The 21,410-nt window shown below is 46.2% G+C and carries 21 protein-coding genes; 1 reads left to right on the top strand and 20 read right to left on the bottom strand.

Annotated elements, in window-relative coordinates:
• Positions 1-187: 187 nt before the first annotated feature.
• Entirely contained in the window at positions 188-628 is a 441-nt protein-coding gene (locus MSG38_RS11940) for a DUF411 domain-containing protein (protein WP_017060536.1), read from the bottom strand.
• Positions 618-3,425: a heavy metal translocating P-type ATPase gene (locus MSG38_RS11935; RefSeq protein WP_248401918.1), complete on the bottom strand. Its 2,808-nt coding sequence runs from the start codon at positions 3,423-3,425 to the stop codon at positions 618-620. Before MSG38_RS11935 ends, MSG38_RS11940 begins: the two co-directional genes overlap by 11 nt.
• A 288-nt stretch (positions 3,426-3,713) precedes the next feature.
• Between MSG38_RS11935 and gltX the strand changes: the two genes are divergently transcribed.
• On the top strand, positions 3,714-5,141 hold the full coding sequence (gltX, locus tag MSG38_RS11930; RefSeq protein ID WP_017069020.1) for a glutamate--tRNA ligase: 1,428 nt from the start codon (positions 3,714-3,716) through the stop codon (positions 5,139-5,141).
• Between the two features lie 89 nt (positions 5,142-5,230).
• On the opposite strand, the gene MSG38_RS11925 is transcribed toward gltX, so the two are convergent.
• The 18 genes from MSG38_RS11925 to MSG38_RS11840 all read right to left on the bottom strand — a co-directional run bounded on the left by MSG38_RS11925 (position 5,231) and on the right by MSG38_RS11840 (position 21,402).
• Positions 5,231-5,695, bottom strand: a complete 465-nt coding sequence (locus MSG38_RS11925; RefSeq protein WP_048609587.1) for an Sbal_3080 family lipoprotein — start codon at positions 5,693-5,695, stop codon at positions 5,231-5,233.
• 8 nt (positions 5,696-5,703) lie between these two features.
• Positions 5,704-6,927: a beta-ketoacyl-ACP synthase gene (locus tag MSG38_RS11920; RefSeq protein ID WP_048611281.1), complete on the bottom strand. Its 1,224-nt coding sequence runs from the start codon at positions 6,925-6,927 to the stop codon at positions 5,704-5,706.
• Positions 6,924-7,649, bottom strand: a complete 726-nt coding sequence (locus tag MSG38_RS11915; RefSeq protein ID WP_248369630.1) for a 3-ketoacyl-ACP reductase FabG2 — start codon at positions 7,647-7,649, stop codon at positions 6,924-6,926. The genes MSG38_RS11920 and MSG38_RS11915 overlap by 4 nt, the downstream gene beginning before the upstream one ends.
• Positions 7,646-8,110: a hotdog family protein gene (locus tag MSG38_RS11910; protein WP_248369628.1), complete on the bottom strand. Its 465-nt coding sequence runs from the start codon at positions 8,108-8,110 to the stop codon at positions 7,646-7,648. The genes MSG38_RS11915 and MSG38_RS11910 overlap by 4 nt, the downstream gene beginning before the upstream one ends.
• Positions 8,103-9,302: a beta-ketoacyl-[acyl-carrier-protein] synthase family protein gene (locus MSG38_RS11905; protein WP_248369626.1), complete on the bottom strand. Its 1,200-nt coding sequence runs from the start codon at positions 9,300-9,302 to the stop codon at positions 8,103-8,105. The genes MSG38_RS11910 and MSG38_RS11905 overlap by 8 nt, the downstream gene beginning before the upstream one ends.
• Before the next feature lie 5 nt (positions 9,303-9,307).
• Entirely contained in the window at positions 9,308-9,931 is a 624-nt protein-coding gene (locus MSG38_RS11900) for a DUF3261 domain-containing protein (RefSeq protein WP_248369624.1), read from the bottom strand.
• Positions 9,928-12,300, bottom strand: coding sequence for an MMPL family transporter (locus tag MSG38_RS11895; RefSeq protein ID WP_248401917.1), 2,373 nt, complete (start codon positions 12,298-12,300; stop codon positions 9,928-9,930). Before MSG38_RS11895 ends, MSG38_RS11900 begins: the two co-directional genes overlap by 4 nt.
• Positions 12,272-12,958 (bottom strand): outer membrane lipoprotein carrier protein LolA, encoded by a 687-nt coding sequence (locus tag MSG38_RS11890; protein WP_248401916.1) that lies wholly within the window; start codon positions 12,956-12,958, stop codon positions 12,272-12,274. The genes MSG38_RS11895 and MSG38_RS11890 overlap by 29 nt, the downstream gene beginning before the upstream one ends.
• Positions 12,945-13,472, bottom strand: coding sequence for an acyl-CoA thioesterase (locus MSG38_RS11885; RefSeq protein WP_248401915.1), 528 nt, complete (start codon positions 13,470-13,472; stop codon positions 12,945-12,947). The genes MSG38_RS11890 and MSG38_RS11885 overlap by 14 nt, the downstream gene beginning before the upstream one ends.
• Before the next feature lie 55 nt (positions 13,473-13,527).
• Positions 13,528-15,075, bottom strand: coding sequence for an aromatic amino acid ammonia-lyase (locus tag MSG38_RS11880; protein WP_248401914.1), 1,548 nt, complete (start codon positions 15,073-15,075; stop codon positions 13,528-13,530).
• Complete coding sequence (locus tag MSG38_RS11875; protein WP_248401913.1) at positions 15,053-16,855, bottom strand: glycosyltransferase family 2 protein; 1,803 nt, start codon at positions 16,853-16,855, stop codon at positions 15,053-15,055. The genes MSG38_RS11880 and MSG38_RS11875 overlap by 23 nt, the downstream gene beginning before the upstream one ends.
• On the bottom strand, positions 16,848-17,210 hold the full coding sequence (locus MSG38_RS11870; protein WP_248401912.1) for a 3-hydroxyacyl-ACP dehydratase: 363 nt from the start codon (positions 17,208-17,210) through the stop codon (positions 16,848-16,850). The genes MSG38_RS11875 and MSG38_RS11870 overlap by 8 nt, the downstream gene beginning before the upstream one ends.
• Positions 17,211-17,299: 89 nt before the next feature.
• The gene (locus MSG38_RS11865; protein ID WP_248401911.1) at positions 17,300-18,688 is read right to left on the bottom strand and encodes an AMP-binding protein; all 1,389 of its coding nucleotides are present in this window, start codon (positions 18,686-18,688) and stop codon (positions 17,300-17,302) included.
• A gap of 6 nt (positions 18,689-18,694) precedes the next feature.
• Positions 18,695-19,252: a septation protein IspZ gene (locus tag MSG38_RS11860; RefSeq protein ID WP_248401910.1), complete on the bottom strand. Its 558-nt coding sequence runs from the start codon at positions 19,250-19,252 to the stop codon at positions 18,695-18,697.
• Complete coding sequence (locus MSG38_RS11855) at positions 19,252-19,509, bottom strand: acyl carrier protein (RefSeq protein ID WP_102449223.1); 258 nt, start codon at positions 19,507-19,509, stop codon at positions 19,252-19,254. The genes MSG38_RS11860 and MSG38_RS11855 overlap by 1 nt, the downstream gene beginning before the upstream one ends.
• A 10-nt stretch (positions 19,510-19,519) precedes the next feature.
• A complete protein-coding gene (locus MSG38_RS11850; protein WP_004736154.1) occupies positions 19,520-19,780 on the bottom strand; it encodes a phosphopantetheine-binding protein in 261 nt (86 codons plus the stop codon).
• A gap of 105 nt (positions 19,781-19,885) precedes the next feature.
• Complete coding sequence (locus MSG38_RS11845) at positions 19,886-20,656, bottom strand: lysophospholipid acyltransferase family protein (RefSeq protein WP_248401909.1); 771 nt, start codon at positions 20,654-20,656, stop codon at positions 19,886-19,888.
• The gene (locus MSG38_RS11840; RefSeq protein ID WP_248401908.1) at positions 20,653-21,402 is read right to left on the bottom strand and encodes a beta-ketoacyl synthase chain length factor; all 750 of its coding nucleotides are present in this window, start codon (positions 21,400-21,402) and stop codon (positions 20,653-20,655) included. The genes MSG38_RS11845 and MSG38_RS11840 overlap by 4 nt, the downstream gene beginning before the upstream one ends.
• Positions 21,403-21,410 lie beyond the last annotated feature (8 nt).

Here is a 21,410-nt window from a genome sequence, read left to right as displayed (position 1 = left end):
ATAGCTTGCTAGCTAATTAGCGAGAGGAACATAGCGGTACTAACAGCCCGGTTGGTGCCGCGACAAGATTTGCTTTACTGTCCAAAAGCAAAGAGCCTAGCAAGTAAACCACAGTCTTGGGTTTACTGAATGCTAGGCTCTATTTTTATGACTTCTTTTTATTGCTGTGTGTTGGTCTGTTTAGGTTTTATTTTCCGTTGTAGTGACGGTATTCAAACACCTGACCTTTTTCATTAAACGCATACACAGAATACTCGTCTTTCTTATCGCCATACTCCATGCCTGGCGAACCCATTGGCATACCCGGAACCGCTAAACCAATCGCATTACGTGGTGGGTTTTCTAGAAAGGCTTTAATGTCATCTGCTGGAATGTGTCCTTCAAATACGTAACCGTCGATCTCAGCAGTGTGGCAAGAGGCTAGCTCTTGTGTGACCCCTAGCTTTTGCTTGATTGGGTTCATATCATCGTGGAGTTTCTCTGTAACATCGAACCCAGCATCTCGCATATGTTCAGTCCATTCTGTGCAGCAGCCGCAGTATGGAGATTTGTGGTTTAGAACATCAGTAGCTAAAGCTTGTCCTGAGATTGCAGCGAGTGCAGTAAGAGTCATAATTTTACGAATCATGGTTAACCTCATGAATATGGTTTTTATTAATATTAGAATGAGTTGGTTTGAACAATCTCAGCCTGTTGGCATTGCTTACTACAGTAATTGACGACATCGCCATCGCTGCCCCTGCAACTACTGGACTAAGCAGAAATCCGAAAAATGGGTAAAGCACACCGGCTGCGATAGGAATACCAAGCGAGTTGTAGATGAAGGCTCCAAATAGGTTTTGCTTCATATTTCTCACGGTCGCTTGAGATAGCTCGATCGCGTTGCTTACTGATAATGGCGATGAGTTGAGTAGCGTCATTTGCGCACTTTCAATCGCGACATCACTGCCACTGCCCATTGCGATTCCTATATCCGCTTGAGCAAGAGCGGGTGCATCGTTAATACCGTCTCCGACCATGGCAACACTCTTATATTGCTGTTGAAGCTGAACAATATGTTGAGCTTTCTGCTCTGGAAGCACTTCCGAGATAACCTCGTCGATACCGACGCTTTTACCTATTGCTTGAGCTACAGAGTCGTTGTCGCCCGTTAATAGCACAGTGTGAATTCCGGCGGATTTTAGTTGAGCTATCGCCTGTTTGCTATCTATTTTTAACGCGTCTGAAATGCCCAATATGCCTTCCAGTTTTTGGTCAATCACAATGAAAATAGGCGTCCACGCTTGCGAGCGGCAAAGCTCGATGAAATCCGCGCCAATCTCTGTATTGATACCTAATTGGGTGAGGTACTTAAGCGAGCCAACTTGCACGTTCTTGCCGTTAATTGTTGCTTGAACCCCAAGCCCTCGTTGGTTTTCAAATTCGCTATGTGGGAGTACTGAAACTTCCAAGCTCTCTGCATATTGGCAAACGGCTTTGGCAAGTGGGTGCTCAGATCCTACTTCTACTGAATAAGCATAAGCCAGTAACTCTTGCTCCGTTAGATTAGCGTAAAACGCCTGTTGAACGGTTGGTTTGCCTTGGGTCAATGTCCCTGTTTTGTCAAACACAACAGCATCGATCTTGCTGGCAGACTGCAATACATCCGCATCTTTAATAAGAACGCCAAACTCAGCCGCTTTACCTACGCCAACAGTAATCGAAAGCGGTGTGGCTAGGCCTAATGCACATGGACAAGCGATGATCAGCACTGTGGTCGATACCACTAACATGTAACTGGCGCTTGGTTGTGGACCTACAAAAAACCAAATTAGGGCGGCAACCGCTGCGATTGCGACCACAACCGGAACAAAAACGGCTGAGATAGAATCGGCAAGCTTGGCGATTGCTGGTTTACTGCTTTGCGCTTGGCGAACCATTTGAATGATTCTAGCCAGCATGGTGCTTGATCCAATCCCAGTCGCTTCAATAATTAAACTACCATCACCATTAATGGTGCCCGCTGAAACGCCATCATTAGTTGATTTAACGTTGGGCAGTGGTTCACCGGTCAGCATCGACTCATCGATATAAGATTCACCTGAGACTACGACACCATCAACCGGCACTTTTTCTCCGGGTTTTACTCGTACCTGCATACCGACTTGAATGGCTTCTACGGCAATGGTTTGCTCTTTGCCATCGACCATAACCACGGCTTTTTGAGGCTGTAAATTAATCAGTGCCTGTAGAGACTTTGTGGTGCGAGCTTTGGCTTTGGCTTCAATGTAGTGCCCTAAAGAAATAAGGCCGACAATCATTGCACTTGCTTCAAAATAGACATGACGCGATGGTTCTGGGAACCATGATGGAATCAGTACAACCAGCATTGAATAGAACCATGCCGCACCTGTACCTAGAGCGACTAAGGTATCCATGGTCGCACGCTTATGCATGAGAGACTGCCAAGCATTCGTGAAGAAGCTACGACCTGAGGTAGCAAGCAGTATCAAACAAACGACACCAATCAATCCCCAAGCCAGTTGATCGTTAAATGTGGCAATGGTCATGCTGCCACCGAACACGCCCCATGCCATCAGTGGAGCACCGATCACCAATGCACTTACTGAGTTTCTAAGGAAGGCTTGTTGAGTACGAAGTTGCTGTTCTTGTTGTTTTTGCTGTTGAGTCGCCGCATCGTCGACAAACTCAGCGCCATAACCAGCAGCTTTCACCGATTCTATTAGAGCGTTTTCAATGATGTCTCTTGTTTGAGAGGTGAAAACCAAGGCTGTCTGCTCTGCGAGGTTGATCTGCGCTTGGTCGACAAACTCATTCTTTTTCAGCGCTTTCTCTACCGAAGAAACACAACTCGCACAGGTCATTCCCTCAAGAACAAGGTGATAGGTATATTGGCTAGCTGTGGTTTTATCTTCAGCATCTTCAATCTTTTTATCTGCTTGTTCGTTTTCTGAATCTGATAAAAGGTTATTGGCTTCAGAGTAGGGAGTTGCGTGATAACCCACACTTTCGATCAGCTCAATAAGCTCGGATTCTGAAAGTAGAGTAACCAACGACAATTCATCTTTGGTGACTTCTAGATTTGAGGCTTGATCGGTTTGTTGAAGCGCTTGAGTAAGCTTGTTCACGCACTTACCACAGCTGAGCCCTGATAATGAAAGGTGCAGCGAATTACCCATTGAATAACCAAGGGTTGCTAACTGTTCATTGAGCTCAACATAACTAAAAGGTGTCGAAATATCGATGTACGTCGGCGATATGTCATTGATCGTCGTATTGTCGAGATCATCAAACAGTGTGCGAACTTTCTTCGCACACCCCATGCAATTTAGGCCGTTGAGCGCAGTTGTGTAATGGTTCATATCGATACTCCAATTCTCATCTAGCCCTAACATAAACCTTCCCGTAAGGGTAAGGTCAAACATAAATTCAAAAATTCAATATTTGTTGGAATATTGAGTGGTGGAATGGATGAGGTTTATCGCGAGCGTGGCGAGAATTTATCTTTTTAGAGCATATGACATGGACTTGAGCTATTGGTTTTCTCCTTCTACGATAGCTTTCGTACAAGATCAGCACATTAATCATTCACTACTGATTGTAGATTTAAGCGGTGGTGATAAAATAGCGCCCAAAATTTAGTGATATTTGTCTGTTACAGACTTTGTAATGGCGAGCACTAAAAGAATCACCTACATAATCAAGGTATTTAAATGACGGTTAAAACTCGTTTTGCTCCTAGCCCAACTGGCTATCTTCACGTTGGTGGTGCACGTACTGCACTTTACTCTTGGCTATTCGCTAAGAACCAAGGTGGTGAATTCGTTCTACGTATCGAAGACACGGACCTTGAGCGTAACTCTCAAGAAGCGGTTGATGCAATTCTAGAAGGCATGCAATGGATGGGTATGGAATGGGATGAAGGTCCTTACTACCAATCTAAGCGTTTTGACCGTTACAACGAAATGGTTGATAAGCTACTTGCTGAAGACAAAGCATTCAAATGCTACGCGTCTAAAGAACTGCTTGATGAAATTCGTGCAGAGCAAGAAGAAAACAAAGAGATGGCTCGTTACGATGCTAACCACCCTAAAATTGTTGCAGCAAACGAAGCAGCAAAAGAAGGTGATGCATGCGTTATCCGTTTCCGTAACCCTAAAGAAGGCAGCGTAGTATTTGATGACCAAATCCGTGGTCGCATTGAAATCGCGAACAGCCAACTTGATGACCTGATCATTCGTCGTACAGACGGTGCACCAACATACAACTTCGTAGTGGTAGTGGATGACTGGGATATGGGTATTACACACGTTGTTCGTGGTGAAGACCACATTAACAACACACCTCGTCAAATCAACATCTATGAAGCACTAGGCGCACCAGTTCCAACTTTCGCTCACTGTGCAATGATTCTTGGTGATGACGGTGCGAAACTTTCTAAGCGTCACGGTGCTGTTTCTGTAATGCAATACCGCGACGAAGGTTACCTACCAAATGCACTAAACAACTACCTAGTTCGTTTAGGCTGGTCTCACGGTGACCAAGAGATCTTCTCTCAAGAAGAGATGATTGAATTCTTCAGCCTGAACGCTATCAGCAAGTCTGCTTCTGCATTCAACACTGACAAGCTACTTTGGTTGAACAACCACTACATCAAGACTTCTGAGCCTGAGTACGTTGCTAAATACCTGCAATGGCACCTAGACGCACAGAAGATCGATACAACAAACGGCCCGGCTATCACTGAAGTGATCAAGCTAGTTGGCGAGCGTTGTAACACGCTTATCGAACTTGCTGAGCAATCTCGTTATTTCTACGAAGATTTCTCTGAGTTTGAAGCTGGCGCAGCGAAGAAGCACCTACGTGGTGTTGCTAAAGGCCCACTAGAGCTTGCTCTTGCTAAGGTTGAAGCACTTGAAGATTTCACTACTGCAAACATCAAAGATGGTGTGATTGCAGCAGTATGTGAAGAGCTAGAGATCGGCATGGGTAAAATCGGTATGCCACTTCGCGTAGCAGTAACAGGCGGCGGTCAGTCTCCTTCTGTTGATGCAGTGATGGAGCTTGTTGGTAAAGAGCGCGTAATCGCTCGCATCAAGATGGCTCTTGAGTTCATCGCTGAGCGTGAAGCTAACGCTTAATTGAGCGATTGCTAGAATCAAAAAAGGGTCAGTAACTTGGTTACTGACCCTTTTTATTTTTCTAGAGTTTTACTATCTGAACGATTTCGTTAGAGCTTGTCGTCGGCAATCATTTGAGTCGCTTGCGCGGCTGTTTTCTTATCGAACAAGATGTCCATCATCGCTTTGATGCGTTCCATATCGTCACCAAACTTAGAAAAGTTTCCGCTGTTTGGCGCTTTGAATTCGACATTGCCTACGCGCTGTTGATCTTGATAAGCCGAGATCTTAGCGTCTGCCACAAAGGTTCTGAAATCCCAACTCCAACGAGAGACATAATCAAGCGTGATGTCCTCAGGATTATGTTCTGAGCCGTCGGCAACGACTTTACATTTGACCTGATTATTCAGACACCAGTCGAGCATGGAATCGAGGAAAACCGCACGAGTTTTCTCGTCTTCAACAATCGTTACTTGTTCAATTGTATTTGCTTCTGGTAGTGCGTTTCCTGAATATTTCGGAGCACTACAACCTGCGAGTAAAACGACAACAGCAGCAACTAACCAGTTTTTCATTATCTATCCTAGATTTTTTTGAAGATGATTGAAGTGTTGATTCCACCAAAAGCGAAGTTGTTGCTCATCAGATATTCAACGTCCAATTCGCGACCTGAGCCAGTGATGTAATCGAGCTTGCCGCACTGTTCGTCGATATTCTCAAGATTCAATGTTGGGCTGAACCAACCTGAATGCATCATCTCTAGGCTTAACCAAGCTTCAATCGCACCACACGCGCCAAGCGTATGACCAAAGTAGCTTTTCAATGAGCTGATTGGCACTTCACCAAAAATGTTCGCGGTCGCGTTACTTTCTGCAATATCGCCTTTTTCAGTCGCCGTTCCGTGCGCAGATACATAGCCAATCTTTTCAGCCGGAAGTTGCGCATCTTTCAAAGCTTTTTCCATACAAATTTGCATGGTTTCCATCTGAGGTTGTGTCACATGAGCGGCATCGCAGTTGCTGGCAAAGCCGATGATCTCAGCGTAGATCTTTGCGCCACGAGCCACAGCATGTTCATACTCTTCAAGAACAAGCGTGCCAGCGCCTTCACCGATAACAAGGCCATCGCGCCCACTGTCGTAAGGGCTAGGAGATTTTTTTGGTGTGTCGTTTTTTAAACTGGTAGCAAAAAGGGTATCGAAAACGGCAGACTCAGTTGGGCATAGCTCTTCACCACCACCGGCAACCATCACGGTTTGGTAGCCGTGCTTAATCGCTTCATAGGCATAACCAATCGCTTGGCTTCCTGAAGTACACGCACTGCTGGTGGGAATCACGCGTCCACGCAGACCGAAGAACAGACCCACGTTTACCGCGGCTGTGTGTGGCATCATTTGAACGTAAGTGGTTGCTGTGATTGCTCGTGTCGACTTCTCATTCAACATCACACCAAACGCACCAACGGCATCAGTACTGCCGGTTGAAGAGCCGTAAGCAATACCGGTTTCACCATTGGTTAAAATATCGTGGCCAATCAGTCCTGCTTGCTCTAATGCATTTTCTGTCGCTACGGTGGCTAGGCGGGATACTCGTCCCATGCCACGCACTTGTTTACGCTTATAGTGTTTTGGCAGTTGGAAGTCATCAATAGGCGCAGCAAGCTTAGTGTTGAGACCATCGTATTGTTCAAAGCTTGGCATATATTGGGTGGCATTTTCACAGGCTTTTAGTTTCGGCTCGATCTGCTGCCAGTCGTTACCAAAGGCAGTAACACCAGACATGCCAGTTACAACAACGCGGCGGGTCATACTAAGCCTCCATTAACTGAAATCACTTGGCGAGTCACGTAGCCTGCAATATCAGACATTAGGTAGCTGACTAGGCCGGCCACTTCTTCTGGCTCGCCCATGCGACGTAGCGGGACTTGAGGAAGAGCATGATCTTTCACGTGCTCGTCAACCATGCCGGTATCGATTAAGCCAGGAGCGACACAGTTTACCGTGATCTTGCGTTTTGCGAGTTCTAGAGCCAGAGACTTAGTCGCGCCAATCACGCCGGCTTTAGCTGCTGCGTAGTTGGTTTGACCGCGGTTGCCCATGATGCCCGATACCGACGCCAGAGTGACGATACGACCGCCTTTGCGTTTCTGAACCATAGGCATCACACACGGGTGGAGCACATTGTAGAAGCTGTCGAGGTTGGTATGAATCACGCCGTCCCACTCTTCTTCTGTCATGGCTGGAAATGCGGTGTCACGAGTAATGCCGGCGTTGTTCACAACACCATAGTAAGCGCCATGTTCAGCGATATCAGACTCAAGCTTTTCGCGACACTCGCCGCGGTTACCGATATCAAATTGGATAAGACGACCTGCGCCACCCAGTTCGATGATCGACTGCAGCGTCTCTTCAGCACCTTGCTTGTCACTCATGTAATGAACGGCGATTTCAAATCCGTCTTTCGCGAGTTGAATAGCGATCGCTTTACCAATGCCTTTGCTGGCACCAGTGACTAAAACCTGACGGCTCATGATGGGCTCCTAGTTTTCATTTCTTGTAATTTTTGTTCGGTCGGCACGTAGACATTGAGTTGGCATTGAGCCACTAACTCGCCTTGGTCTTCGACTCTAGCGGTAAACACGGCCATGCCGCTGTCTTCCATTAGTTGATCGGCGTAGATATCAAGGGTCTGACCTTGAGTAAATTCATCACACAGTGACTTGTAACGGCGAGAACCGAGTAAGAAACCGATTGGGGGAGTGGTGCCGTTTTTTAGTGCGTGGTATCCAGACCACGCAGCAACAGACTGCGCCATAAACTCAATACCGACATACGCTGGTACGGTTTGAGATTCGGCATTAAAGAACAGGTTATGAGCACCAATATCGACCTGACAGTGAATCGACAACGCCTCTACGTTGATAGCACGATCGATTAATATCATCGGATCATCGTGTGGGAGAAGTTGTTCTACAGAAGGGATATCAGTCATTTACTACACCAAAAATCAGGCTAATGTTGTTGCCACCAAAAGCGAAAGAGTTGCTTAAGATGTTCTTTACTTTAAGTTTCTGGGAACAGTTTACCAAATCAATCTCAATATCTTCAGCTTTATCCTGACATTTTTGTAAGGGAAGCGGTAAGTCATATTTTAAAATATGCCATGCTATTGCAGCCTCTATTGCACTTGCGGCGCCAAGAGTATGCCCGGTAAGAGGCTTGGTGGAACTGACGGGAACCTTGTTTGCAAAAATACGATGGATGGCTTTGCTTTCCATTGAATCATTGAGTGGAGTTGCGGTGCCATGAGCATTGATATAACCGATGTCTTCAGCTTGTAACTGAGCAGAATCTAACGCTTTTCTCATCGCTTGCTCAGCGCCGTTCCCTTCAGGGTGGGGCGCTGAAATATGGTGTGCATCAGAGCTATCGCCACAGCCTAACAAGGCAATGTTCGACGTGTTTGGGGTTGTATTAACACCGACCAGCTTTGCCTTGCTGAGCAACATAAATGCCGCCGCTTCGCCGATGTTAATACCATCTCGGGTTGCACTAAATGGCTTACAATGTGTTGTTGAAAGAGCTTCTAGGCCATGAAAACCGTTGAGTGTCAGCTTACATAAAGTATCGACGCCACCGACTAACACGGCATCAGCTATGCCTGAATCTAGCAAACGTTGCGCAGTGAGAAACACACGACCACTGGACGAGCAAGCCGTTGAGACCGCATAGCTTGGCCCGGTTAATGAGCAATATTGACTAACAAACTCAGAGGTGTTTCCTAGCTCTTGTTTTGAGTAGTGATAATGCTCGGGAAAAGAACCTTGGTCGAGTTTGTGCTTAAAAGCGGCCTCACCGTCGGAAATTCCCGAAGTACTGGTGCCGATAACTACTGCAATTCTATCTGCGCCAAACTGAGATTTTGCTTGCTCGATAGAATCTTCGATTTGATTAAGAGCCGACAGCGCCAGTTGATTGTTGCGAGTGGCGTATCGCGTAAGATCTGAAGGAATCGGTGGCAGTTCACCCGCGATTTGACCAACGACAGTATGTTTACCATCGTTCAGCATATCGTTCACTTCGACCATATTTGATTCACGCTCGTCTTTCAGGCAGCCATGAATGTCCGCAATCTCTGAACCTAGCGCTGAGTGGAAACCACAGTCTTGGATGTAAATAGGCATAGTGTTCAACTCTTACTTGGGTTGTCGACAATCGTTGAGTTCAACGTTTGTATGGTGATGGTGTAGCCTTGGATTAGATGTTTGAAAACAATCTCTCCAGATGTCTTTGGTTCGCCGACTTTTGCTTGGTATTCAATACTAATGATGGCTTGTTGTTTGTCGTCAAAAACGGTTCTTGTTTTGTCGGTATCGACTAGGTGCCAACCTATGCTTTGTAAAGGTTGCGCCCATGCGTCTGCTGGCCATAAGGTCAGCATTAAATTAAAAAGCACCTGTTCGGGTTGCGGTAAAGTCGCGCCAAGGCCAGATAGAACTTGTGAGTCGATCACTTGATTCTGGTATTGCAGCGATAGAATACGCGTACCCCAAGAGGAGAAGCCCGCCAAAACCACTTTATCCGCTGTGACTTCGACTTGAACAGGCAGCTGTTGTGTGTCGGTTTCCCACGTAGCGCTAATCAGCTGACTGGCAGTGAGGGAGTACCCTAGTTCAGCTGGCATTGGTAGTGCTAGCTCGGTGTCATTGTCGATAGACACACTGGCACCACTCGGCTGCTGAGAAACCATCGAGCAGGCAGTGAGTAGAATACCCACTAGTGTGGCGAAGGTTACCTTTAATGTCTTGATCATCTAAAAGCCTCTCGAGAGGTTGGGCGTTCTACGCTTTTACTACTGTTGATCGCGAGCGGAGAAAGTAGCCACGCGACAAAGATCCCGGTCAGAACCGTTACCCCAAAGCTATGAATGGCATGAGTCTGACTCAACGATAATAAGCCAAATGAGAGTAGCGTCGTGAGGCCAGACAAGGTAATCGCTAATAAGGTGCTTAGTGATTTCTTCTGCTCAGCAAAGAACAAGGTGTAGTCGATGCCAATCCCTAAAATCAGAATCAAGCCCAGCAGATTAAACAGGTTCAACGTGGAACCTAAAATACCCGTGACCGCTAAGCCTGCCACTCCGGCAATCAATGAAGGCAGCAGCATTAATAGGCTTTGCTTCACACCGTAACGCCAACCTAAAACCATTCCAATAGCGGCTAACGCTATCAATAATAACTCTGTGATTTTGACTCTGTATTCCGCAAAGAGAGCGGAGATTTCATCGGCTTTATTAAGGTATTTAACACCTTGTTGCTGAGCAAAGTTTGAATCGAGCCATTGAGAGAATAGTTCTGAATTTGTGACGTCTTTGATCAAAATGACTGACGCCGCTTGTCCGTCGATCGGCTTTAACCAAAGTGGTCGAACGGGTTCTGACACCGGTGACTCCAAAAATCCAGATACCGTGATGGGTGCGAATTTTGGTAGTTGTGGAAAAGTAGACCAACCTAGCGTGCTTTGTAATATATGGCTTTGTTGACCATAGAGCTGCTCAACTAACTGATAGTTATCATGTTGTTCTTGCTCACTTAGCAACTGTTGATTGATGCTGCGATACCCAGAGATAGCTTGGCTATCGACTAGAGAATCTAAGCTTGTGGTGATTTCTGCCAGTTTTTTGAGTAGCTTTTGGTCGCTGTTGGCAGTCACCAAAAGCATATTTTGACCACTGCCTAATCCTGAGATTTCAGTAATGGCTTGCTCTTGCTGTTTGAGTTGCTCTGGCATCGCCTGAAGTTGGCGAATATCGTCGTCGTAGCGAATTTGACTGAGTGATATCAGGCTCAAGACTGTCACAGTTAACGGTAAGCCAATTTTAAATTTTTGGTTGCTCCAGAGGCTTAACCAAGTATGCCAAAGTTTCGACAGGGGAAGAGGCCGCTCTTGGCTTGGTTTTGCCGCTAAAACCGGATACCAACACACCACACTGGCGTAAGCTGCAATCAGCCCAATCGACGAAAACAGAGCAAGTTGTTGCAATCCCGGGAAAGGCGCGACCAGCAAACCTAAGTAGCCAATCAAACTAGTAATCAGACCCAAGGTGATCGCAATGAGAATGTGCTTCAAGCCTTTGTCACTTTGCCATTTACTTCCAGCTGCCAAGCGGTCAGTCAGGTAGTGAAAGGAGTAATCGATCGACACGCCAATCAAGCTGGCACCGAACACCAAACTAAACAGGTGAACCTTGCCGAAGATAGCGACGGTGCTTGCCAGCGCAACCAATAATCCAGTACTGATTGAGAGCAAAGATAAGGCAAGTGGTAGGGCACTACGAAACGTCAGCCACACCAATAAAATAACACCGGCCAATGAGCCCAAGCCAATGGTACTGATTTCTGATTTCGCACTTTCGGTACCGTAATTGGCATAGAACACCACACCAGTATGCTGTACTTTGACGCCAAACTGCTTTTCGACTTCGCGCTCAATTGAATCAAGATCGGGAAGTTGTTCTTGAATCGCCAAGCTATAAGGTGAACCCGCCAGAGTCGCCGTGACCAAAATATGAGTTTGGTCATTAGATTGAGCGGTGAGGTATCCCTCTTTCAGAACAAAATTACTTGATTGAACGCCAACGGCACTGATGTAGTCGCGAAATAGTAGAAATGGGTCCATCGACAGTTCGGCTGCAGTGATGCCTGAGAACGGATTGTACAGAGACTGAATGACGTATTGAGCTCGCGAATCCGGCGAGTGGGTCAGCGTCTCTTTTTGTTGTTGGGTCAGCAGTTGAGCTCGGTGACGAAAATAGAAATCGCTCCACTGGCTTTGGGTGCTGGCGTTGATCTTGCCTTGAACTTGCTTAAACAGAGTTGGCTGACTTGAAAAGGCTCTTTGGTTGAGAGCTTTTTCAAAAGCGTCGGTCGCCATCATGGCTTGGTCAACGTCGGGGGCGCTGATGATAAACACCACCTGCTCGCTCATCGAGCTGGATATCTGCTGAAAGGCTTGCTCGACCATTGGGTCTTGCTGGTTTTCTGGCAGTAACTTTAGGATGTTGCTTTCAATCGGTACCGATGAAGAAAAAGCGAATTGTTTTATCAACAATCCGCTAAATAGCATGACGACAACAAGCCAAACAAGGGCAAGACTAGAGTTGGAATTGTTGCGCTTCAGCATCTGATAATACTTCCGGTAGATGGCTTAACTGACTAAATTCGATCACCGTGCTGTCTCCACGAATCTCTCTCAGTTCAATGCGTTCAATATCATTTTGACCTTGCAGAGTAATGGCTTCAAATACCGCATTCATCGGCGCATTTTTAGGCTTTAGAGTGAGTGTCCAAGATTTATTCTCTACATTTTCATCAGAGCTTGTGGCAGTTGCTGGCTCAAAATCGAGTGCGAACTGTTCCTGAAGTTTTTGCGTATCCCCATGAAACACAGATAAGAAGATATGGCTGAAATAAAACGCCATTGGGTTTTCTTTATCGGTAATGATTTTAGCAGGTTGATCGGCAAACCTTTGGCTCAGTTTGTTATCGGTGAGCACCAAGCTCACAGGAAAGGGGGTAGCTTGTGTCCAAAGCAAACCGTTCGACTTATCTAACAGGAAAGTACCTTGTGATGTTAGAGGTTGGGCGAACATTTCCATGTTGCGCGTTTGGGTGAACTCACCACGCACTATGTTGTTTGCGTTTAATACTGTTTGCAGATCTGAAATAGAGCCGACGGTTGCTGAACTTTCGTTAGCAATAACAAAGCTACTCGCCATCACAGAGGCAAGACCTAGTAGTGCGATGCTGATTTGCTTACGTCCGCGCTTAAACAGACTCATGTTTCACCTGCTGTGTGTTAGATACTTGAGATGGGCCGGATTGTTGGTCGCTTGGCTGCTGCTCAGTTGATTGGGATAAGCAGCCAAATTGATGCCAGTGCTCGACTTTATCGGTAAACACTTTCGGCGAAGCGAAGCACATCTCTTGCTCTTCAATAGTCACTGCAACCTGCATGGTGTGAGCGCGTGTCATGCGAGCACCTGTGTTGGCATCGTGAATTTCGTAGTCAACACGCAGGCGGTTTTCCCATTCAGTTAACTTAGCCGATACTTTTATCTGATGATTAAACGGTATCGCTTTGATGTACTTTACGCGCGTATCGATGATCGGCCACATGTAGCCTGAATCCTTCATCTCATGGTAGTTGTACTCAATCTTATCCATCATGATGCGCCTAACTTCTTCAAAAAATCGGAAGTAGTTGCCATGATAGATCACGCCCATCGGATCGGCATCTTGGAATGAGGTGATAAGCGTCACCTCAGATTGTAATGGATGAAGAATTTCAGACATAAATCGCTCTCAACAATATTGCGTAAAGGGTGGCTACTTTATGAAGTTAGCTACTTTATGAGTAAAGTGACCAGTGCTGACTTTGAATACGAGCAATGAAGTGGCGCAGATCGCCTTCAAGTGGTCGATCTTCAACGATAAATTCAAACTCTTTAAGCACTTCGTCGCGAATATGCTTTAGGTTCTCACTCATGTGGTGCTCATCAAGCTCATTGTGGCGTTTACGAAGCTCAAGCGCTTGTGTACCCGCCAGAAGTGATGCTGCCGCCACTTGTTCAGTCAGTTCAAGCACACGCAGACAATCACGAGCCGCAATGGTGCCCATGCTGACTTTGTCTTGGTTGTGACACTCTGTTGAACGAGAGAACACGCTTGCTGGCATGGTGTGTTTCAATGCTTCTGCTGTCCAAGCTGAAACACCAATCTGTACTGCTTTGAAGCCGTGATTAATCGGTTTACGTTCGCCTTCAGCGCCCGTTAGGTTAAATGGCAAGCCGTTATTGAACTTGTAGTCCATCAGCTGCGCCATTTGGCGATCAAGTAGGTCAGCAAGGTTGGCTACGGCAGTTTTTAGCGTATCCATTGCCATTGCGATATGGCCACCATAGAAGTGTCCACCGTGCAGTACGCGCTCATTGTCGCCATCGATAATTGGGTTATCGTTAGCGCTGTTTAGCTCGTTCTCAATCATTTGGCGTAGCCAAGGTAGTGAGTCTTGAACCACACCAATCACATGTGGAGCACAACGCAGAGAGTAACGATCTTGTAGGCGATCACTGTTGCGTGGCGGGCGATCCGCTTGTAAGTCATCACGTAGCCATGCAGCAACTTGCTGTTGACCCGGATGAGGCTTCACTGCAAACAGCGCTTCATCGAAGTGAAAATCATTGCCGTGCATACCCACAGATACCATTGCGGTGATCTTAGTTGATAGCTGAGCTAGGTATTCCGCACGCTTGTAGGCGATACAAGCCAAAGCCGTCATTACTGACGTGCCATTCATCAATGCCAAGCCTTCTTTTGGCTTAAGCTTGATAGGGCTAATGCCTAATTCTTTGTAGACGTCACTGGTTGGGCGAACTTCGCCTTTGTAAATAACATCGCGCTCGCCGATTAGGGCTGCAGCCAAGTAAGAGAGAGGCGTTAAGTCGCCACTGGCACCGACAGAGCCTTCTTGAGGAATACGCGGTGATATGTCTTGGTTAATCAGAGTAACGATTTGGTTGAGCAAATCATGAGTAACACCAGAAACACCTTGTGACAGCGAGCACAGACGTGTTGCAAGGACTGCGCGAGCTTGTTCGTGAGACAGTATTTCACCTAAGCCACAACCGTGGAAGCGTGTTAGATGCAGTGGTAATTCATCAACAAGGTTTGATGGAATCGCAACGGTACATGAATCACCGTAGCCCGTTGTTACACCATAAATTACGCCTTCTTCTTTTAGTAGGCGTTCTAAGAAAGCGACACCACGGTCGATCTTAGATGTGAATGCTTCACTTGAGTTCATCGAGGCTTTTGCGCCTTGTGAGATAGCGACAACATCCTCAATCGTGAGGCGTTCGGCACCAAAGGTGATGCTATTTGGATTCTTTTTCGTCATGGTGCTTGCTCAATGTCCAAAAATTAAAAAAGTTGTACCACTGAAGCGGTGCTTTCAGTGTGTAGTGCTGAAGTCGGTCTGCGTATTTCTGTACGACTTGCTGTAAAGATTGTTTGCGAGTCTTTCTTGGTAGTTCTATCTTGTCGCTAAAATGCTCAAAATAGACATTAAAATGCGGCTTGGATTGTGAGTCGTCACGTAGTCCAAATAATAGAAATACTGGCGCTTTGAGAACCGAGGCTAACATAAATGGCCCCTGAGGGAAGGGCGCTTCCTTCCCCAAGAACTCAGCCCATACAGAGCGACTCTCTTTGCTGGTGGAGGTTCTATCGCCAACAATCACAATCCACTCACCTTGTTCCAGTTTCTGTTGCAACAAGATTGCGGTATCAGGCCCCATTGATGTCACCTGAATCAGGTTTAGATCAGACTGAGGATTGACCGCTTTCATTACGGAATTAAAACGTTCGGCGTGTTCTGTAAAAACCAGCGCGTTGATTTTGATGTTCGAGTGTCTGCGACCCAAAGCTCGACACAGTTCAATATTACCAAGGTGAGAGCCAAGGATTAGCACACCTTGCTTATTTGCGACCATGCTCTCGAATTGGTCTTGGCCATGAATCGTCAAGTTATCTACCGAGAAATCGCCTTTCCATGCCGCTAACTTGTCGAGCATAGTATGGCCAAACGAGAGCAGATGGTTATAACTGGTTAATTCAGCGGGTAACTCAATATTCTGTTGTTCAGCGTATGCCTTAAGTTGAAATAGGTACTGTTCTGAGGCGTTTCGTGCACGCTTACCCGTTAGATGGTAGTAACGCATCACACCACGCAAAATCAGGTTGAATACACTGCGACCTAACAGGGTGTAAATGGCTAGTAACAGCTTGATGCCAAGTACGGTGCCGCGTTCTTGAGTACGAGACCAATGGGGCTGCTCTGATTCGTTGTTTGATCCAGCCCGGGAATCTTGGTTTTGACCATCTTCAGCAGACGTTGATTTGAAATGGCGAGCAATCAGCTTTGGTGCTCTTGGCAACATGCCAAAGAACAATCGCGTGTGCATCCAGCTGATTTTTACGTTGTCCCACAGCGCATCGAAATGAGAGATGCCGTTTTCAGGGTAGATAACGCGAGTTTCAACGAAGTCGATGTCGCAGCCTTCCCAATACAGTCGAACCAGAATCTCGATATCGAAGTCCATTCTCGAACCAACATCGTACTTATTCAACACTGTTTGAGTTTGGTTGATCGGATACGCTCTAAAGCCACACATGCTGTCTTTAATTGATAGAGATAGGGTTTCTATCCATACCCAAATGTGTGTCGCGTAGCGCCCGTAGAGCCTTGCCTTGGGCACGCTCTCGTCATAAACAGGCTGACCTGATATCAAGCGCATCGGCTTAGCTTGCGAAGCTTGGATTAATGCGGGTAGTGCTTCAAGGTCGTGTTGACCGTCAGCATCAATCTGTATGGCATGACTAAAGCCGAGCTCTTGCGCTTGCTTGATGCCAGCTTTTACAGCGCCGCCTTTGCCTTGGTTCTGTTCGAGCGTTACCAAAGTTACGCTTGGGCTATCGGCAAGGGGAGCCAGAAACTGCTTAGTCGCGAGTTCACTGCCATCGTCAACGATGATGATCGGCAATTCAAAATGATGGAGCGAAGAAACCACCGCAGGCATGGTTGCGCCATGGTTAAAGCACGGAATCAGAAAGCAAGCGTTATAGCTGCTCTCTTTAAGTCGGTGCTGAGAAGTAGCCTCGAGCGGAGCGCTATTCACTTTTCTCTCCCAGCTTCATTTTTCCTGAAGAGTGGGTTTGTTCACCCTTGTTCGAGGTGTAGCTGAAGCTTAATTTATCTTTGTCAGCATCCCACTTGAGTGACAGCTGTATGGTCGAGTCGGGCAGGATAGGCTCTTGGAATTTGATGACTTCCATGCCTTTAAAGTAACCAGGGACACTCAGCTCTTGAACTGCATAGTGAAGTGCCCAATCAATCTGTGTGACGCCCGGAAGAATAGGGAAACTCTTGAAGTGCCCCTTAAAATCGGTGATGTCTCCAGTAACATGGAGTGTCAGGGTCGATTCATTCTCTGCAGTGTCAACAGCAATGATGTTTGGCTTTCTCTTATCCATAGCGTGTGCTTAGAATCCTTGGGCTGAAAATGGGTGTTCTGACAAAAATATAAAAAGATAAACTCAGTGTAAAACACGATAAGCGATTTCTATGATTTTACGAGCTGCTCTATGTGAGAAGTTAATCGCTTGCCTTGGCTGTTGAGGGGAATCTCATCAACCACACGATACTTTCTCGGGATGGCGATTGGCTCTAACCATTTTCTGAGTTCTGAACGCAGCATCAACCAGAACTTGCCTCTGCTCATGGTCGCGAGTGTCGCTTGGCCTTCGTCTGATAATACCAAAACCGACGCCAAGATTAAGCGTTCAGGCTCTTCAAATGGAATCACCACGCATTCACTTATCCAAGGCAGTTGCTCTAGTCGCTTTTCGACTTCAACCAGTGATACTCGTTTTTCTTCTATCTTGATCACTCGGTCGGTTCGGCCTTTCAATATGAATTGATTATCCGAGACCATTTCGCACTCATCGGCGGTTTGATACCAGTTGTTTTTGTCGATGTACGGCGACAATAACTTAATGCAATTCTCACTGTTGAGACTAGCCTCAATACAGTCAAAAAGTTGCCAAGGTGTTTGAGCGCTCTCTTGCTGACGAAATGCGATACCGCCGGTTTCTGTGCTGCCAAACACTTCAATCGGTAAATGACCAAGCAGGCTACGTGATTGGTGAGCAGACTCAGTCGGTAATGGGCCACCAGAAGAGAACACACCAGCAAGCTGAGCAGATTTTGTTTCGTGCTTTAATCGTTTGAGCAGAGCTGGGCTACTTATCAAAACACAGTTTTTATTGGCGTGAGACAAGATCTGTTCAGGGTACTCAAGGTTGTTTCGAGCAAATGGAACACCAGAACAGAGCGGCCATAAGATTCGAAACAACAGACCATAGATATGTTGGTGCGAGACCGTGCTGTGAACTTGTTTTCCCTTCAGCATTCCGCCCCAGTTCTTATCTAGCTGAGCTGTCTCAATGTCTAGGTGTTCTAATGTTTTATTGATTGCCTTGGGTGTGCCGCTTGAACCTGAAGTAAACAGGGTCAATTGGATGGCTGCCAAATCAATGGTCGCAAGATTATCGATTAGAGGTTGTTTTGACTCCGTGCTTGAGTCCAATAAGTTTTGGATATTGCGAACGTCACTAACCTCAACTTCACCAATCGAGTCATCAACTAACAGGCAATCAAAATGTTCACTCAATTCCGCAAGCGCACAGGGCTGGTAGTTGCCCGGCAAGATGATGTGTTTTTGGCTGACGGCACATGCCAAAAAGGCCACCGAAAATAGGTAGCTGTCTTGGGTGCAAATCGCAACTCGTTGAAAAGGGGGTGAAGATAAAAGCTGTACGAGTTGAGATAAGTCGTCGTTAAATGTTTGCCACGTAATCTCGCTATTGTCATCAAAGCAGACAATCGATTCAGGGGCTCTTGTTTGGCTGAGAAGTTCAGACAACGAGATGTAAGATACGGTTTGTGTCATAACAATTTAACTCTGACGAATGCGCTGTCTTACTATCCACTCTCCTGCAAAGAGTAACCCTGCGAATAAATAGCTGAGTAAGCCATTGTATAGGGTCCATATTTCAAGAGGTTGGAAGCAGGTATAAAGGGCAATAGAGCCATTGATAACAAAGAACAAACACCAAACTTTGGTGACTTTTCGTGTGTAACCAATGCCACTTTGCGGAAGTTCAGGCTCTTGGAATCGAGCAAGACGCTCGATAATCGTTTGCGGTTGCCAAAGGCTTGAAGCGAACACAACCAACATACAAACGTTAACGATGACCGGATAATAGGTTAACCAGCCATGCTGCTTGAAGGTTAATCCTAATGCCAGCAGAACAATCCCGGCACTACCACTGATCCAAGCTAGGTGTTTTAGCTCTTTGATTTTAGCCTGACCGCCAGTAAAAATGCGGACAGCAAAGATAGCGGCCAAGGCAATACCAACGGTTTGTAGGCCAAACTTGTTGAGTCCAAAGTAAACCGCTATTGGATAAGTGAAAAGTATGATTGCCGACAGTAAAGTCAGCAGAGGACGCATTATGCGTCCTTCAATAGTTCAACCACAGACTCTACAACGTCATTAACGGTGCGTACTGCTTTGAACTCTTCAGGCTTGATCTTCTTACCTGTTACGTTCTGTAGGTGAACGACCAAATCAACCGCATCAATGCTGTCTAGGTCTAGATCAAGATAAAGATGAGCTTCAGGCGTGATATCTTCAGCTTCAAGCTCGAACAGCTCAATAAGCGCATCTTTAACCTGGTTGTATACTTCTTGTTGGTTCGCTTGTGTCATAAAGATCTGTCTAGTTGTTCGTTTGAGAGGAGATGTAGTTCGCTAGGTTTTCAACCGATGCAAAATGCTGGCGAGTGTTTGAATCGTCGGCATCGATAACGATGTTGTACTTCTTCTTGATAGCAAGACCAAGCTCTAGCGCATCAATAGAGTCTAATCCAAGTCCATCACCAAATAGTGGAGCTTCCGTTTCAATCTCATCAATACTCATGTCTTCAAGGTTCAATGCGTCGATGATCAGTTGTTTCAGTTCGTTGTGTAATGTTTCCACTTTGGCCTACTTAATGCTTTATCTGAATGCTGCTTTAAGGGGGCGATTCTACATTATGCGATGTATTTTCGAAATGCTGATATCGCCAGTTGCTTTATTGATGAGCTAAATGCTTTCTTCGGAAGGGAAAATAGAGTGTGCAAGGTGATGATTAAGGCGCCTTGCTGCCGAAGTTAAGTTATTTGAATTCTCAATAAATGGTGCGACTTCTATTTTACCTTTCACCGCGATATGAAAAAAGGGTTTCGTCGCAGGAACTTGATACCATTTTTTCTCTTTCGTTAAGAATGTCGGAGAAACCGTAATATGAATCACGCGTAAATCGGTTTGTGTTCGCGTGGCTATTTGTGCCGCCCCACGTTGTAATGATGGTTCAATTCCGGGCGTTGTGCGAGTTCCTTCGGGAAAAACCAACAGCACATTGCCACGTGAGAAACGTTCTTCGCAGCGTTCTAAAAGATCGTCAGGAGCTTGGTTGGGTATATAGCCCGCCGCTTTGACAATCCTTTTCATAAAAGGGTTTTCCCAAATTGCGGCCTTAACGAGGCAGTCACATTGAGGAAGTTGAGAAGCGATCAGCACATAGTCGATTAAGCTAGGGTGATTGGCGACGATGATGCAGTTACGATCTTCACGTAATAGATCCGCGCCATCAATTCGGTAATCAATCGCGCCGGTGAACTTCATGATTTGGCAAAAAGCATTGAAGGAGAAACGAATCAGTCGCTGAACTTTGAGCTCTCTTTCAATGGTATTGGGTGTCGTTATTGCAATAGAAGGTAAGATTAAGAAGCTTAATACTAAGCCTCCCAGCCCAAAGGTGGTAAAGCAGAATCCTGTCGCAAACACTCGCCAATATTGGTCTAACTTGCTCATTGCTGTGTTCCTGTCTTGGCGTTATTTATCCACGACCAAGTTTGGTGCTTGCCAGCAAGAGTCCACTTATTTGTACCCAATAAGATATGTTGGAGCGTTTGTAGCCCTTGTGGTAACCCGGAAGATGCTTGGTTGGGTTCTACTGTTCTAGTAATAGAGTATTCACCGCCAGTCGTGAGCACTAAGCCCAGAGCATAATCAGCATAGTGTTGTGTTTCGTATTCTTGGTAAAGCTCAGGCAGCGGTTGGTCAAAGTCGATGACTAAGACACGATGCGATGGGTATTGGTGAAGATAAAGGTAAGCTTCAATCAGGGCGTTATGAAAGGTATCTTGCCCAGCAGCGATAGAGGTCAGTGGAATCGGCGCTTTTGCGGCAATCGTTGTGAGACCAGCAGCGGTATTGTGCACCGACTGCGAGAACGCCATTGGTGAGGCGTCATCACCTTCTAAGATTGATTGAATCAATGTGGCAGTTCGGTGCAGCTCACCATGTCGGCTGGCAAAAACCAGAAAATCAACCGAGGTGTCTTTTAATAGAGTCAATGCGGTTTGGACGGCAAGCTTACTTTGCAGGCTCATTCGGCGACGCATCATCGGCGGGATGGCTTTAAATTCAGTTGAGCCATCTTGTGGCCAATCTAAATTTGTACTCCATGTTTGCCATTCGGCAACGGAATTGAGCCCCGCAGAATTTGCAGACCATTTCTCAATATTAAACGACATTAATTGGGATTGATTTGACATAGAGTATT

This window comes from Vibrio sp. 1CM24A, from assembly GCF_023161725.1.
GTDB lineage: Bacteria > Pseudomonadota > Gammaproteobacteria > Enterobacterales > Vibrionaceae > Vibrio > Vibrio coralliirubri.
Note: the sequence above shows the minus strand (reverse complement) of the source record. Positions and strands in the feature narration are given on the sequence as shown.